Source organism: Pseudomonas sp. AC083 (genome assembly GCF_979253165.1).
Map to the genome: position 1 here is coordinate 45,920 of NZ_CEEDDH010000009.1, position 15,379 is coordinate 61,298.

The following is a 15,379-nucleotide window of genomic DNA, read 5'->3' on the forward strand; positions in this document are numbered from 1 at the left end:
GCTAAGCTCCGGTCAAACCCATAACAGCAATAATACCGGGGTGCTTCATGTCTCGCCTGCCGTTAATCGGCATCACCGACTGCTCGCAACAGTCCGGTCTGCATGCTCATCACATCAGTGGCGATCAAACCGTCCGTAGCGCAGCCAGCAAGGCGCGCAGCCTGTCGACGACACGCTCGTCAACATCCGGCAAAACGGCAGCGTCCGATATTCTGGACGTCGGGCACAGCATCCGCTTTATGGCGTCTCCTTTCACTATAGAACTCTTTCTTTCCCAAAGCCCGTGCCGCACTCAGCGTCATGCTTGTGATTCTGCACGTTTGCAAAGTGCACGGGAAATGCAACGCCAGCGTCAAGGGCAGGTAAGCTCCTCTTTCATTGTCTATGCGCGGTGCCAGGCGTAAGCCGGCACTGCGCGAGCAAGCCCCCTTTAACGCGACGCCGCAAGCGTCAAAATTGCCTGACATCGCGTCAGGAGACTCAGCCCAGAGGCATTTATGAGTAACAACCTCGACCAGCTCACCGATTGGTTGAAAGACCGCAAGATCACAGAAGTCGAATGCATGATCGGCGACTTGACCGGTATTACCCGGGGCAAGATTTCGCCGACCAACAAGTTCATCGCCGAGAAAGGCATGCGTCTGCCGGAGAGCGTGCTGCTGCAGACCGTGACCGGCGACTACGTCGAAGACGACATCTATTACGAACTGCTCGACCCGGCCGACATCGACATGATCTGCCGTCCCGACCAGAACGCCGTGTACCTGGTGCCGTGGGCCATCGAACCGACCGCGCAGGTGATCCACGACACCTACGACAAGCAAGGCAACCCGATCGAGCTGTCGCCGCGCAACGTCCTCAAGAAAGTCTTGAAGCTGTATGCCGACAAGGGCTGGCAGCCGATCGTGGCGCCGGAAATGGAGTTCTACCTGACCAAGCGCAGCGACGACCCCGACTATCCGTTGCAGCCGCCGATCGGCCGCTCGGGCCGTCCGGAAATCGGCCGGCAGTCGTTCTCCATTGAAGCGGCCAACGAATTCGACCCGCTGTTCGAAGACGTCTACGACTGGTGCGAATTGCAGGAGCTGGACCTCGACACGCTGATCCACGAGGACGGCACGGCGCAGATGGAAATCAACTTCCGTCACGGTGACGCCCTGTCGCTGGCCGATCAGATTCTGGTGTTCAAGCGCACCATGCGTGAAGCCGCGCTCAAGCACGACGTGGCAGCGACATTCATGGCCAAGCCGATGACCGGCGAGCCGGGCAGCGCGATGCACCTGCACCAGAGCATCATCGACATTCAGACCGGCAAGAACGTCTTCTCCAACGAAGACGGGACCATGAGCCAGTTGTTCCTGCACCACATCGGTGGTCTGCAGAAACTGATTCCCGAGCTGTTGCCGCTGTTCGCGCCGAACGTCAACTCGTTCCGCCGCTTCCTCCCGGACACTTCGGCACCGGTAAACGTCGAGTGGGGCGAAGAGAACCGTACCGTCGGCCTGCGCGTACCGGATGCCGGCCCGCAGAACCGCCGCGTGGAAAACCGCCTGCCGGGCGCCGACGCCAACCCATACCTGGCGATTGCCGCGAGCCTGCTCTGCGGTTACATCGGCATGGTCGAGGGCCTGAACCCGAGCGCGCCTGTGGTCGGCCGTGGATACGAGCGCCGCAACCTGCGCCTGCCGCTGACCATCGAGGACGCGCTGGAGCGCATGGAAAACAGCGCGACCATCGAGAAGTACCTCGGCAAGACCTTCATCACCGGCTACGTCGCGGTCAAGCGGGCCGAGCATGAAAACTTCAAGCGCGTGATCAGTTCCTGGGAGCGTGAGTACCTGCTCTTCGCCGTCTGATACGCCGGGCGCGGCGGCCAGCCGTCGCGCCTTCACCGATAACAAGGAGAATTGGCATGACCAGCAACAACCCGCAAACCCGTGAGTGGCAAGCGCTGAGCAGCGATCACCACCTGGCCCCGTTCAGCGACTTCAAGCAACTGAAAGAGAAGGGCCCGCGGATCATCACCAACGCCAAGGGCGTTTATCTGTGGGACAGCGAAGGCAACAAGATCCTCGACGGCATGGCCGGCCTCTGGTGCGTGGCGATCGGTTACGGTCGCGATGAACTGGCCGATGCCGCCGCCAAACAGATGCGCGAACTGCCGTACTACAACCTGTTCTTCCAGACCGCACACCCGCCGGCACTGGAACTGGCCAAGTCGATTGCCGACGTGGCGCCAGAAGGCATGAACCACGTGTTCTTCACTGGCTCCGGCTCCGAAGGCAACGACACCATGTTGCGCATGGTCCGCCACTACTGGGCGATCAAAGGCCAGCCGAACAAGAAAGTCATCATCAGCCGCAAGAACGGTTATCACGGTTCTACCGTGGCCGGCGCGAGCCTCGGCGGCATGACTTATATGCACGAGCAGGGCGACCTGCCGATTCCGGGCATTGTCCACATCGCGCAGCCGTACTGGTTCGCCGAAGGCGGTGACATGTCGCCGGAAGAGTTCGGCATCTGGGCGGCCAATCAGCTCGAAGAGAAGATTCTCGAAGTCGGCGTCGACAACGTCGGTGCCTTTATTGCCGAGCCGATCCAGGGTGCCGGCGGCGTGATCATTCCGCCCGAGACCTACTGGCCGCGCATCAAGGAAATCCTCGCCAAGTACGACATTCTCTTTGTTGCCGACGAAGTGATCTGCGGTTTCGGCCGTACCGGTGAGTGGTTCGGTAGCGATTTCTACGACCTTGCGCCTGACATGATGACCATCGCCAAAGGCCTGACCTCCGGCTACATCCCGATGGGCGGGTTGATCGTGCGTGATTCGGTGGTGGCCGTGCTCAATGAAGGCGGCGATTTCAACCACGGCTTCACTTACTCCGGCCACCCGGTGGCAGCCGCGGTGGGCCTGGAAAACATCCGTATCCTGCGCGATGAAAAAATTATCGAGAACGCCCACAACGAAACGGCACCGTATTTGCAGAAACGTCTGCGCGAGCTGAACGATCACCCGTTGGTGGGTGAAGTTCGCGGCGTCGGTCTGCTGGGGGCGATCGAGCTGGTGCAGGACAAGGCCACGCGCAAGCGTTACAAAGGCAAGGGTGTGGGCATGATCTGCCGGCAGTTCTGCTTCGACAACGGCCTGATCATGCGCGCGGTGGGCGACACCATGATCATCGCGCCGCCGCTGGTGATCAGCAAAGCGGAGATCGATGAGCTGGTTACAAAAGCACGCAAGTGTCTGGACCTGACCCTCGGTGCGCTACAGGCCTAGGTGCTAGGCTTTGGGCGGGGGAGCTGCGGCGCACTCGCTCAAAGCTGTCAGAAAGGCTGGTCTTTTGTTGAAAGACCGCCTCGGATCTTGCCAGACTAGCCGCGGTTCCAGTTGTCCGGGTTCGGCCGCTGAACAAAGTGGTTCAAAAAAGAAAAATTTGGAGCATGACGCATGAAGGCATTAGGTAAAAAGCTAGCTGGCAAGACTCTGCTCGCGCTGTCCATGGCGGGCATGATGGCGGGTGCGGTGCACGCGGACGACAAGGTACTGCACGTCTACAACTGGTCCGACTACATCGCGCCGGACACCGTGGCCAACTTCGAAAAAGCCACCGGGATCAAAGTCGTCTACGACGTCTTCGACAGTAACGAAACCCTGGAAGCCAAGCTGCTGGCCGGCAAGTCCGGTTACGACATCGTGGTGCCTTCCAACAATTTCCTCGCCAAGCAGATCAAGGCCGGCGTTTACCAGGAGCTGGACAAGTCCAAGCTGCCGAACTGGAAAAACCTCGACGAAGATCTGCTCAAGGCCGTTGGCGATGCCAGCGACCAGGGCAACAAACACGCCTTCCCGTACATGTGGGGCTCGATCGGCATCGGCTACAACCCGGCCAAGGTCAAGGCTGCGCTGGGCATCGACAAGATCGATTCGTGGGACGTGGTGTTCAAGCCTGAAAACATCGAGAAACTCAAAAGCTGCGGCGTGAGCTTCCTCGATGCCCCGACCGAAATGATTCCGGCGGCATTGCACTATCTGGGCAAGCCGACCAACAGCAAGGACAAGGCTGACCTGAAAGCCGCCGAAGACCTGTTCCTGAAGATCCGTCCTTCGGTCGCCTACTTCCACTCGTCCAAGTACATCTCGGACCTGGCCAACGGCAACATCTGTGTTGCTGTCGGTTACTCGGGTGACCTTGAGCAATCCAAGACCCGCGCTCAGGAAGCCGGTGACAAGGTCAAACTGGCCTACACCATTCCAAAAGAAGGCGCCGGTACTTTCTACGACATGGTCGCCATTCCCAAGGATGCCGAAAACGTCGAAGCCGCCTACAAGTTCATGAACTACCTGCTCGAGCCGCAAGTGATGGCCGGCATCACCAACGCCGTGCGTTTCCCGAATGGCAACAAGGCGGCGACGCCTCTGGTGGACAAGGACATCACCAGCGACCCGAGCATCTATCCTTCGGCTGAAGTGAAGAAGCAGCTCTATGCGATCAGCGATCTGGACGCCGCCACACTGCGTCTGATCACCCGCAGCTGGACCAAGATCAAATCGGGCAAATAAGCCGGTTTGTCGCCACAACCACTGGCCGTCGTCGTCGCGACGGCGGCCAGCGGATAATTAAATGACAGAAAGTTTTGCTGGATCGGTTTTTCGAGGGTAAGTTGCGCGCCGGTTTTGTTGTCGGGCAGCCATGGCTGTCATGCAGCGCGGGGCAACTTGGGCCCAATCAATTTAGAGGACCTCCACTTGCCTGTATTTTCTTCTTTGCGCAAAGCCCTGCTGGCCGCTGCCGGCCTGACAATCGCTGTCGGAGCCCAGGCCGCCGGTACGGTGCATATTTATAACTGGTCCGATTACATCGGCGAGTCGACCCTGGCCGACTTCGAGAAAGAGACCGGGATCAAACCGGTCTACGACGTTTTCGACTCCAACGAAACCCTGGAAGGCAAGCTGCTCGCCGGGCGTACCGGTTACGACGTGGTCGTGCCGTCGAACCACTTCCTCGGCAAGCAGATCAAGGCGGGCGCGTTCCAGAAGCTCGACAAGGCGCAGTTGCCGAATTATTCCAACCTCGACCCGGTGCTGCTCAAGCGCCTGGAGCAGAACGATCCCGGCAACCTCTACGCCGTGCCGTATCTGTGGGGCACCAACGGCATCGGCTACAACGTCGACAAAGTCAAAGCCGTGCTCGGTATCGACAAGATCGATTCCTGGGCCGTGCTGTTCGAGCCGGAAAACATCAAGAAGCTGCACAGCTGCGGTGTCGCGTTCCTCGATTCGGCTGATGAAATGATGCCGACCATGCTCAATTACCTGGGCCTGAACGCCAACAGCACCAACACCAAAGACTACGAAAAGGCCACCGCCAAGTTGCTCGCGGTGCGTCCATACGTGACCTATTTCCATTCCTCGAAGTACATCGGCGATCTGGCCAACGGCGACATCTGCGTGGCCATCGGTTTCTCCGGCGACATCTTCCAGGCGAAGAACCGTGCCGAGGAAGCCAAGAAGGGCGTCAACATCGCCTATTCGATCCCGAAAGAGGGCGGCGCGCTGTGGTTCGACATGCTGGCGATCCCCAAGGATTCGTCCAACGTCAAGGAAGCCCACGCCTTCATCAATTATTTGCTGAAACCTGAGGTGATCGCCCAGGTCAGTGATTACGTCGGTTACGCCAACCCCAACCCGGGTTCGGACAAGCTGATGGAACAATCCATTCGCACCGATGAAGCGGTTTACCCACCGCAAGCAGTCCTCGACAAGACCTACGTGTCGACCGAGTTGCCAGCCAATATTCAGCGTTTGATGACCCGTAGCTGGACCAAGGTCAAGTCGGGCAAATAACGCACAAACTATCCAGGGTTCGTCTTGCGGGGCGAACTGCTGCTTCTGTTGGGAGTTTCGTAAATGGCAGTTGCCTCCGGCGCCTACAAGAAAGCCCTCGAGGGCGACCAGACACCAAAACAGGTGCTGGTCAAAATCGACCGGGTCACGAAGAAGTTCGACGAGACGATTGCCGTGGACGACGTGTCCCTGGAAATCAAGAAGGGCGAAATTTTTGCTCTGCTCGGCGGTTCGGGATCGGGCAAATCCACCTTGCTACGGATGCTTGCAGGCTTCGAACGGCCCACGGAAGGGCGGATTTTCCTCGACGGCGTCGACATCACCGACATGCCGCCGTACGACCGTCCGATCAACATGATGTTTCAGTCCTACGCACTGTTCCCGCACATGACTGTGGCGCAGAACATTGCCTTCGGCCTGCAGCAGGACAAGATTCCCAAGGCTGAAATCGACGCCCGCGTGGCCGAGATGCTCAAGCTGGTGCAGATGAGCCAGTACGCCAAGCGCAAGCCGCATCAACTGTCCGGCGGTCAGCGTCAGCGCGTGGCCCTGGCCCGCTCGCTGGCCAAGCGCCCGAAGCTGTTGCTGCTCGACGAACCGATGGGTGCACTGGACAAGAAACTGCGTTCGCAGATGCAACTGGAACTGGTGGAAATCATCGAGCGCGTCGGCGTGACCTGCGTGATGGTGACCCACGACCAGGAAGAGGCCATGACCATGGCCGAGCGCATCGCGATCATGCACCTGGGTTGGATCGCGCAAATCGGCAGTCCGATCGACATCTACGAAACCCCGACCAGCCGTCTGGTCTGCGAATTCATCGGCAACGTCAACATCTTCGAAGGCGAAGTGATCGACGACGCCGAAGGCCACGCGACCATCACCTGCAAGGACCTCGACCGGCAGATCTACGTCGGCCACGGCATCAGCACCTCGGTGCAGGACAAGTCGGTCACCTACGCGATTCGCCCGGAAAAACTGCTGGTCACCGCCGACATGCCGACCTGCGAGTACAACTGGTCGAGCGGCAAGGTCCACGACATCGCTTATCTGGGCGGGCACTCGGTGTTCTACGTCGAATTGCCAAGCGGCAAACTGGTGCAGTCGTTCGTCGCCAACGCCGAACGTCGCGGCGCGCGTCCGACCTGGGGCGATCAGGTCTACGTGTGGTGGGAAGACGATAGCGGCGTGGTACTTCGCTCATGAACATGCGCAAATTCAAACGCCGCATGAACCGAATCATCCCCAATGGCCGGCAGATGGTCATCGGGGTGCCGTTCATCTGGCTGTTCCTGTTCTTCATGCTGCCGTTCTTCATCGTCCTGAAGATCAGCTTCGCCGAAGCCGACGTGGCGATCCCGCCGTACACCGAGATCTACACCTACGCCGAGCAGAAGCTGCAAGTGCTGCTGAACCTGGGCAACTACGCGTTGCTTGGTGACGACGAGCTGTACATCGCTGCCTATCTCGGCTCGCTGAAAATGGCCTTTATCAGCACCTTGCTCTGCCTGCTGATCGGCTATCCGATGGCCTACGCCATCGCCAGCGCGCGCAAAGAGCTGCAAACGGTGCTGGTGTTGTTGATCATGATGCCGACCTGGACGGCGATCCTGATCCGCGTCTACGCGTGGATGGGCATCCTCAGCAACAACGGCCTGCTCAACGGCTTCCTGATGAGCATGGGCCTGATCGACGAGCCGCTGCAGATTCTCAATACCAACCTGGCGGTGTACATCGGGATTGTCTATTCGTACCTGCCGTTCATGATCCTGCCGCTGTACGCCAACCTGGTCAAACACGATCAGAGTCTGCTGGAAGCCGCATCCGATCTGGGTTCGAGCACGTTCAACAGCTTCTGGAAGATCACCATTCCACTTTCCAAGAACGGCATCATCGCCGGCTGCATGCTGGTGTTCATTCCGGTGGTCGGCGAGTTCGTGATCCCGGAACTGCTCGGCGGCCCGGAAACCCTGATGATCGGTAAGGTGCTGTGGCAAGAATTCTTCAACAACCGCGACTGGCCGGTGGCGTCCGCCCTGGCGGTGGTGATGCTGGCGATCCTGATTGTGCCGATCATTCTGTTCAACCGCAGTCAGGCCAAGGAAATGGAGGGTAAAGAATGAAGCGCTTCCGTTTCTCCAGCCTGATGCTGGTACTGGGTCTGCTGTTCATCTATCTGCCGATGCTGATCCTGGTCATCTACTCGTTCAACGCCTCGAAACTGGTGACGGTGTGGGGCGGCTGGTCGATCAAGTGGTACGTCGGCCTGCTCGACAACTCGCAACTGATGGGCTCGGTGCTGCGCTCGCTGGAAATCGCCTGCTACACCGCGGTTGCTGCGGTGGCGCTGGGTACCCTGGCCGCCTTCGTGCTGACGCGCATCACCCACTTCAAGGGCCGCACGCTGTTCGGCGGCCTGGTGACTGCGCCGCTGGTGATGCCGGAAGTGATCACCGGTCTGTCGCTGTTGCTGCTGTTCGTGGCCATGGCGCAGATGATCGGCTGGCCACAGGAACGCGGCATCGTCACCATCTGGATTGCGCACACTACGTTCTGCGCGGCGTATGTGGCGGTGGTGGTGTCGGCGCGTTTGCGTGAGCTGGACCTGTCGATCGAAGAAGCGGCGATGGATTTGGGTGCACGGCCGTGGAAGGTGTTCTTCCTGATCACCATCCCGATGATCGCGCCGTCGCTGGCGGCGGGCGGCATGATGTCGTTCGCGCTGTCGCTGGATGACCTGGTGCTGGCGAGCTTCGTGTCCGGCCCGGGTTCGACGACCCTGCCGATGGAAGTGTTCTCGGCGGTGCGCCTGGGCGTGAAGCCGGAAATCAACGCCGTGGCCAGTCTGATTCTGCTGGCGGTGTCGCTGGTGACCTTCCTCGTCTGGTTCTTCAGCCGCCGCGCCGAAGAAGCACGCAAGAAAGCCATCCAGCAAGCCATCGAAGAAAGCGCTGCCGATTCATGGAAACAACCGGACGCACGCCGCGCGCCTGCGCCACAATCGACTTGAGCAATATCAGGTTGGCCTCAACCCTGCGGCCAACCCGGTTGTAAATGTGGGAGCGAGCCTGCTCGCGAAGACGGAGTGTCAGTCGACTCGGATGTCGGCTGACAAAGCGCTTTCGCGAGCAGGCTCGCTCCCACATTTGGAATGCAATCTCCTGTGGGAGCGAGCTTGCTCGCGAAGGGCCCGGTGCAGATTGCATTACTCTATTGCGCAGCCCGCGCAGGCAACAGCTTCAACGTACTGCGCGTATTCGCCAGCACCTCTTCCTCGCTGAGATGCGCCTGCACATAAATCCCCTCCACATACGCCTCGGCCTGATCGTCATAGTGCCTGTCCAGTGGCACGCCACTCTGGCCGACCGGGTTGATCGTCAAGCCATGAACCGGATCGGCGAAATCCACCAGACGTCGCGTCGACGGTCCATAGGTCACCGGCCATGGCGCCGGGCCGATCTTCGCCGAGAGGTTGTTCGGCACTTCGTGGCTGCCCGGCGCTGCGAACGGGCCGACGTTGAACAGGCGATCCAGCGGCTTCTGCTGCCCCAGCGGATGGCCGTGGGTGAGGGTGTGCGCCGCGCCCCACTGCCAACCGGCCACGTTATCGCCGAGGGTCAGTTTCAGATGCGCCATGCTTGCCGCCCACGCCGTGCGCACGACATCGGCGCGGGTTTCCTTGGCTGGCGTGCTGCGATTGTCCCACCACGGTGAATCCGCCTTGGCCGCCAAGCGTGGCAACGCCGAATCGATCACCCGCGTCGACAGCAGTGTTTCGAAGAAGTCGTTGCCCAACTCATCGCGCATCGCCGCATCGGCAAGGTCGTAGAGGAATTGGTTGAACACCGTCGCGCTGATCGAATTCAGCGGATAGTCGCCGGGCCACTGCGCCAGTTGCTCGACCAGTTTCAGCTGCGCCGGATCACTGACCACCTCACGCAACACCGGCAACAGTGGCGCCAACAGACGCGGGCCGTAACCGGTCGCCGTGCCCAGTTGCAGTTGCTGGTTGGCCTCGTTGCTCCACTTCATCCGGTTGTCGCTGAGCTGACGGTCAAGCTGCTGACCGCGATCGGCAAGATTGTAATAACCGGGAATCTCCATGCCGGTCGGCGACACGGGCTGGAAGTTGGCCGAGACGATATAGCCGCGCGCCGGGTTCTCTTCCTGCGGGTTGGCGCTGAACGGATAGTAGCCGTCCTTGTCCGCCTCGGGCGTGCTGCCGTCGAGGATGAAGCCCGGTTTCACCCCGGCCGGACGTTTGGGCAGCAGGGCCGAGGCCCACCAGGCGATATCGCCCTTGGCATTGGCGTACACCAGATTCAGGCCCGGCGCCTGCACCTTGGCCGCTGCCGCGCGGGCCTTGGCCAAGGTGTCGGCGCGGTTGAGCTGGTAGAAGCCTTCGAGGATCGGGTTCGGCGTTTCGAGGAAGGCCCACCACATCGCAATTGGCGTTTTGCCGGCAGCGCTGCCGAGGGCATCGTTGACGATTGGCCCGTGCGGAGACTGGCGCAAGGTGAGGGTCACCGGGGCCTGACCCTTCACATTGATCTGTTGTTCGCTGACGAGCATCTCGGTCCACTGACCGCGATACCAGACCTGATTGGGGTTGGCCGGGTTGACCTTTTCGGCGATCAGGTCGACATCGTCGTTCTGGAACATGGTCAGGCTCCAGCCGAAATCGAGGTTGTGCCCCAGAAACGCGAACGGCACCAGCGCCTGATGATGACCGTACAACTCAAAGCCCGGCGCCGACAGCTGCGCCTCGTACCACACCGACGGCACCGAAAAGCGAATATGCGGATCGCCGGCCAGCAACGGTTTGCCACTCTGGCTGCGGCTGCCGGCAATCACCCAGGCGTTGCTGCCTTCGAACTGCGGCAGGCCGTTGTCGATCAGTGCCTGTTCGCTGAGGCGGGCGAGGGCGGTGAGGTCTTTCCAGTCGCCAGCGGCAAGTGTCGGCGCTTGTTTGGCGTAACTGTTGACCAGCACGCCTTTGGCCTGCCAGTCGAGATCAAACACATTGAGGTAATCGGCGCCGAGCTGATCGCGCACGTAGGTCAGCAGCGGCTCGGTGCGAAACGCGGCAGCAAAGCTGTAGGCCATGTAGCCGGCGACGCTGATGCTGTCCTCGGCAGTGAACGGCCGCTTGGGGATGCCCAGCACATCGAACTCGATCGGCGCGGCGTGGCTGTCCTGATACTGGTTGATGCCGTCCAGATAAGCTTGCAGGCCCTTCCACGCCGGCGACTGCCTGTCGAGGCTGGCGACGTAACTGGCGGCGCGCTCGCGAATGCGCAGGCTGCGGAACAGCTTGTCGGTGTCGAGCAGTTTCGGCCCGAGCACTTCGGCCAGCTCGCCCCGGGCGAGGCGGCGCATGGCTTCCATCTGGAACAGGCGATCCTGTGCGTGGACATAACCGAGGGCGCGATAGAGGTCGGTTTCGTTCTCGGCGCGGATATGCGGCACACCGCGCTCGTCGTAGCGCACGGTCACCGAGCCTTGCAGATTGCGCAACTCGACTTGGCCCTGGCGCGTCGGCTGCTTGCTGTAGATATAGCCGCCGGCGGCGACGGAAATCAAAATAATGAGCAATACAAGTAAAGTCAGGCCTCGTTTCATAAAAATCTGCTTCCCGTCATTTATTTATATCAAAGTATTGATTGCATTGATGTTATTGCGGTGCCGTCGAGAAATTCATAATACACAATTTTTCAACAGGAAATTTCCTTCATGGTTATGGGAGTTTCACTACAAAAGTGTTGTTGCAGTGTTTAACGAAGTCCGTCTATAAAAAGCACGTCAGCAGGAGCTGTTCGAAGCAGTAAACAGTGTCAACCAGTTTTACGGGGTTGCTACATGGAATAACTGACATGGAGAAGTCGTATGAACGATATTGGAAAGTATTTGGGGCCTCACAGACAGCTCGGGCCAGGTAGATATGAGCTGGCTCCGGTCCCTGTTCGAGGAACAAGACCAACTCAATTGGGTCAAGGCGGATATTTCTCGGGAAGTTGGGGGCTCAATGATGATGCCCCAAGAGGGACAGGCCAAGGCCCGGGAAAACTCGATCCGTTAACCCCATTCATTTGGGACGACTTGATGGGTGAGTCGCGTAGCTCTCAGGGATATATTGATCTTGAGTACGCTGCAGTGTTTAACAGCATCGGTGAAACTTCCAACAGTGAAGCAGAGCGAGCGAGGCAGGTAGCAGGCGCGGGACTTTCCGCGGCGCAAAAATTAAAGTCAGATCAAGATGTGACCATTCAAGTTATTCACTCAAAATTATTGGAGTATCGCGCCCATACCGATGCAGCTTATTCGCTGTATGGACATGACCCCTTCTTCCTGATGAAGGATTTGTCTTTCAGGAAAATAAGGGACAGTCTGGATTCAGTTCCTCCGAATGTTTTAGTTGCCTATACCGCCATAGACAAGGCGTATCGCGCGGCAATGGAGTTGCGGCGCCTTTCGTGGGTGATCGCCATCATTGCCAATCAGCTTCCGGAACTGGCGGCAAGACGAAGTCAGATCGAAGCTGCGAATCCAGCCGACAGCGAAACCCGGAAGTTGCTTTCCAGTGAAAGGTTATCCGTCGTCAATCTTGAAACGAATATCCTCTTCCAGTCTTTGTCTGATTTTCTCGTTGAAAGAGTTGCCGCTGCAGCGGGTTCGACTGCAGGCAGCCTTTCTCAGACACTCATCAATTACAAGATTGCTGCAGACAACATCACCTCCACCGAGCAGGCGGCCGTTCGGCCCTATGCATTCGCCAACCCAGACATCAACGCCCCGTTGAGCAAGCCTGAGCTCGAAGCACTTAACAATCTGGTGTATCTGCAGGCCAACTCGCAATTGGGCAAGCGCTGGCAGGACTATCACGCCTCACTTCTGCACTCGGAAAACGCCCGGCATATGGCAGCGGCGGCAAACGTTCTGGCTGGCCTGATCAGTCGTGCTCATGAGGAAGAGCGACTACAAGAGCAAATACGTATTGCACAGGAGCTCGAAGCCTGGAAGTTGCTGGAGGAGGCTCGCGCGCAGGAACAGGCTCGTATTGCCGCAGAGGCGGAGGCAGAAGCCCGGCGCCTTGCCGATGAGCAGGCGCGAATAGCGGCAGAGGCCGTTCGCTCCGCCAATACTTTCCGCGTGCCAGGTGCCGCGTCGGCCGCAGGACCAGTGTTCATGACGTCGGCTGGAGTCGTGGCGGTTGCCGAGGCGGCGTCAGTAGGTCTGCAAGCGGCGGTTCGCAGCGCAGTCGCGGCATTGAGCAGCCTCGCGGCGAGTGTCGGCGCTGGCGCGGTGGTCGGGGTGTCCGCGTTGGTCTATTCCTCGAAACTGGGTAATGGTGAATTGCCCGATCGGTATGCGTTCAGCATGCCGCTCTCGGATATTGCGAATAATAACGCGCCAGAGCTACACGCAATCGCGGCGGCTGGTGGGAGCGTCGATCTCGCTTACCGTTTCAGTTCAAAAACTGACGCGCACGGACATTCAGAAGTTTTTGTCGTCAGGACGGATGGCTTGAATGTTCCCTCGACCGTCAGGGTATTGGCGACCTCCTACGACACGGGACAAAATGTTTACACTGCGACTACCTCGGATGTACCGCCACGCCATCTGACGTGGACGCCGATCATAAATCCAGGAAACAGCTCGACAACCTCGCCGGCCGGGCAACCGGATGTGCCTGTCTATACCGGTGCCACAGTGATTCCGGTAGAAGGACGCCTCGATTCATTCCCCGCCGTTTCGGAAGCCGGTTTCGATGACTATATTCTGGTGTTCCCGGTGGAATCCGGTCTGCCGCCGATCTACACAATGTTCCGCGACCGGCGGGAGGACCCGGGCGTCGCGACAGGAGTGGGGCTACCGGTATTCGGGAACTGGCTCGGCAGTGCAGCGCAGGGCGATGGCGCGCCGGTACCTTCACAGATCGCCGATCAGTTGCGGGGCAGGGAATTCAGGAATTTTCGGGCGTTTCGAGAGGCGTTCTGGAAAGCAGTGGCAGGGGATCCGGAGTTGGTAGTTCTGTTTGAGCCCAATGTAGTAGCTATGATGAAAAGAGGACGAGCCCCTGTTGCCAGAGAAGCGGAGCAAGTCGGTAGGCGTGTCAAGTTTGAGTTACACCATAAAATCTTCATATCAGAAGGTGGCGGAGTTTATGAGATGGACAATATTGGCATGATGACTCCTAAAAATCATATTGAAACCCATAAAAGGTCTGGCGATGAATAAGTTGATCACCGAGATTTCAGAGTCGGAATTTTTGACGTTTGTTACGCGAGTTTATAACGATGATTACGAGACTGAAGAGGAACATATTGAAGCGGTTTTAGAGTTTAAATCGTTGAGTGAGCATCCATCTGGCTCAGATCTGATTTTTTATCCAGAGCCTGGCAAGGCCGGTCCGGTAGCCGTGGTCGCAGAAATTAAGGCATGGCGAGCGGCTAACGGAAGACCTGGGTTTAAAATTAGTTGATTGGTTATTGACTATGCTCCTGGCAAGTTCGATTTGTCAGGGGCATAGTTGATAAAAATCATGATCTGGTACCACTGTTGTCGCGCCGAATCGACATAAGTCAATCCACAGAGGACAGTAGTCAATGAGCGAAAAAACGATTTCCGATTACACAGAGAAAGAGTTTTTAGAGTTCATCTCAACAATTTTCGATCCCAGTAAGCGAACGGAAGAGCAGGGTGTGGCATTAGTTACTGAATTCAGACGATTGACGGAGCATCCCGGTGGTTCAGATTTGATCTACTACCCGAGTGATAATAGGGAGGATAGCCCGGAGGGGGTTTTAAAAGAAATAAAAGAGTGGAGGGCTGCCAAAGGCAAGCTAGGATTTAAGCCAGAGTGAGTCATAGGTGGCGCCCTTATATGTAATATAACCGGGGCGCTCTTTAGACCTTCAGTAATTCGAATGCCGACGTTGCAGTTATTCCCCGACTTCACCCACCCACGGGCAATAACAACCCACCGCCAAGGTATGCGTGGCATTCACCGGCCGATCTTCCGTCAGCGCATGCAGGATCGGTTCGATAAAGCTGTTGCTGGAGTTGCAGGTCAGGCCTTCGCTGTACGGGCCGAAATAGGCGAGTTTGCCGCTACGATCCCAGATCGCCACGGCGGGGCTGGCGGGGATCTGTTCGGCGCCTGGCAGGACGATGATGGTTTTCAGACTGGCGAGGGTGGCCGGTAGCTGGCCGTGGCTGCCGGGCTTTTGCACGGCGAAGAACTCCACGCCGCGAGGGCCGAACTGTTCGACCATCTCGCTCAGGTGCTGTTGATTGCCGACGTTGCACGGACAGGCCGGGTCCCAGAAGTGCACAAGACGAATATTGCCCGGCCCGGCGAGGTTGTCCGGCAGGCGCAGCGGGTCGCCGGAAAATACTGCCGTATGTTCGCTGAACGCGCGCAGATAGCGGCCCTGAAACCAGTCATATGCCGTCCACAGCACCCCGGCGCAGATCAGCGCGAGCAGGCTGGCGAACAGTGCGGTGCGGTAGGGCGAACGCATGATTTCGGAA

Annotated in this window: 13 protein-coding genes; 11 read left to right on the plus strand and 2 right to left on the minus strand. The window is 58.5% G+C overall.

The features are described 5' to 3' along the window. The first annotated feature begins 47 nt into the window (after positions 1 to 47). The 8 genes from AC0IXA_RS14960 to AC0IXA_RS14995 all read left to right on the plus strand — a co-directional run bounded on the left by AC0IXA_RS14960 (position 48) and on the right by AC0IXA_RS14995 (position 8,855). Entirely contained in the window at positions 48 to 404 is a 357-nt protein-coding gene (locus AC0IXA_RS14960; protein WP_471813702.1) for a gamma-glutamyl-gamma-aminobutyrate hydrolase family protein, read from the plus strand. 93 nt (positions 405 to 497) lie between these two features. Then, positions 498 to 1,856 carry a glutamine synthetase family protein gene (locus tag AC0IXA_RS14965; protein ID WP_016772658.1) on the plus strand — a complete coding sequence of 453 codons (1,359 nt, stop codon included), beginning with the start codon at positions 498 to 500 and terminating at the stop codon, positions 1,854 to 1,856. A 56-nt stretch (positions 1,857 to 1,912) separates the two neighbouring features. Continuing rightward, positions 1,913 to 3,277 (plus strand): aspartate aminotransferase family protein, encoded by a 1,365-nt coding sequence (locus AC0IXA_RS14970; protein WP_471813704.1) that lies wholly within the window; start codon positions 1,913 to 1,915, stop codon positions 3,275 to 3,277. Between the two features lie 171 nt (positions 3,278 to 3,448). Continuing rightward, complete coding sequence (locus tag AC0IXA_RS14975) at positions 3,449 to 4,561, plus strand: polyamine ABC transporter substrate-binding protein (RefSeq protein WP_039757472.1); 1,113 nt, start codon at positions 3,449 to 3,451, stop codon at positions 4,559 to 4,561. A gap of 186 nt (positions 4,562 to 4,747) precedes the next feature. Continuing rightward, a complete protein-coding gene (locus AC0IXA_RS14980; protein ID WP_038860901.1) occupies positions 4,748 to 5,845 on the plus strand; it encodes a polyamine ABC transporter substrate-binding protein in 1,098 nt (365 codons plus the stop codon). Positions 5,846 to 5,908: 63 nt separating this feature from the next. Continuing rightward, entirely contained in the window at positions 5,909 to 7,051 is a 1,143-nt protein-coding gene (locus AC0IXA_RS14985) for an ABC transporter ATP-binding protein (RefSeq protein ID WP_016772662.1), read from the plus strand. Positions 7,052 to 7,086: 35 nt separating this feature from the next. Beyond that, complete coding sequence (locus tag AC0IXA_RS14990; RefSeq protein WP_177318487.1) at positions 7,087 to 7,968, plus strand: ABC transporter permease subunit; 882 nt, start codon at positions 7,087 to 7,089, stop codon at positions 7,966 to 7,968. After that, positions 7,965 to 8,855: an ABC transporter permease subunit gene (locus AC0IXA_RS14995; protein WP_471813706.1), complete on the plus strand. Its 891-nt coding sequence runs from the start codon at positions 7,965 to 7,967 to the stop codon at positions 8,853 to 8,855. The genes AC0IXA_RS14990 and AC0IXA_RS14995 overlap by 4 nt, the downstream gene beginning before the upstream one ends. 200 nt (positions 8,856 to 9,055) lie before the next feature. Here AC0IXA_RS14995 and AC0IXA_RS15000 read toward each other — a convergent pair whose 3' ends face one another. Next, positions 9,056 to 11,467, minus strand: coding sequence for a penicillin acylase family protein (locus AC0IXA_RS15000; RefSeq protein WP_471813708.1), 2,412 nt, complete (start codon positions 11,465 to 11,467; stop codon positions 9,056 to 9,058). A gap of 480 nt (positions 11,468 to 11,947) precedes the next feature. Between AC0IXA_RS15000 and AC0IXA_RS15005 the strand changes: the two genes are divergently transcribed. The 3 genes from AC0IXA_RS15005 (at position 11,948) to AC0IXA_RS15015 (ending at position 14,709) form a co-directional block, all read left to right on the plus strand. Continuing rightward, the gene (locus AC0IXA_RS15005; protein WP_471813710.1) at positions 11,948 to 14,083 is read left to right on the plus strand and encodes an S-type pyocin domain-containing protein; all 2,136 of its coding nucleotides are present in this window, start codon (positions 11,948 to 11,950) and stop codon (positions 14,081 to 14,083) included. After that, positions 14,076 to 14,327, plus strand: a complete 252-nt coding sequence (locus AC0IXA_RS15010) for a bacteriocin immunity protein (protein WP_471813712.1) — start codon at positions 14,076 to 14,078, stop codon at positions 14,325 to 14,327. Before AC0IXA_RS15005 ends, AC0IXA_RS15010 begins: the two co-directional genes overlap by 8 nt. 124 nt (positions 14,328 to 14,451) lie before the next feature. Then, positions 14,452 to 14,709: a bacteriocin immunity protein gene (locus AC0IXA_RS15015; protein WP_471813714.1), complete on the plus strand. Its 258-nt coding sequence runs from the start codon at positions 14,452 to 14,454 to the stop codon at positions 14,707 to 14,709. Positions 14,710 to 14,787: 78 nt separating this feature from the next. Here AC0IXA_RS15015 and AC0IXA_RS15020 read toward each other — a convergent pair whose 3' ends face one another. Continuing rightward, entirely contained in the window at positions 14,788 to 15,369 is a 582-nt protein-coding gene (locus AC0IXA_RS15020; RefSeq protein ID WP_471813716.1) for a DUF6436 domain-containing protein, read from the minus strand. Positions 15,370 to 15,379 lie beyond the last annotated feature (10 nt).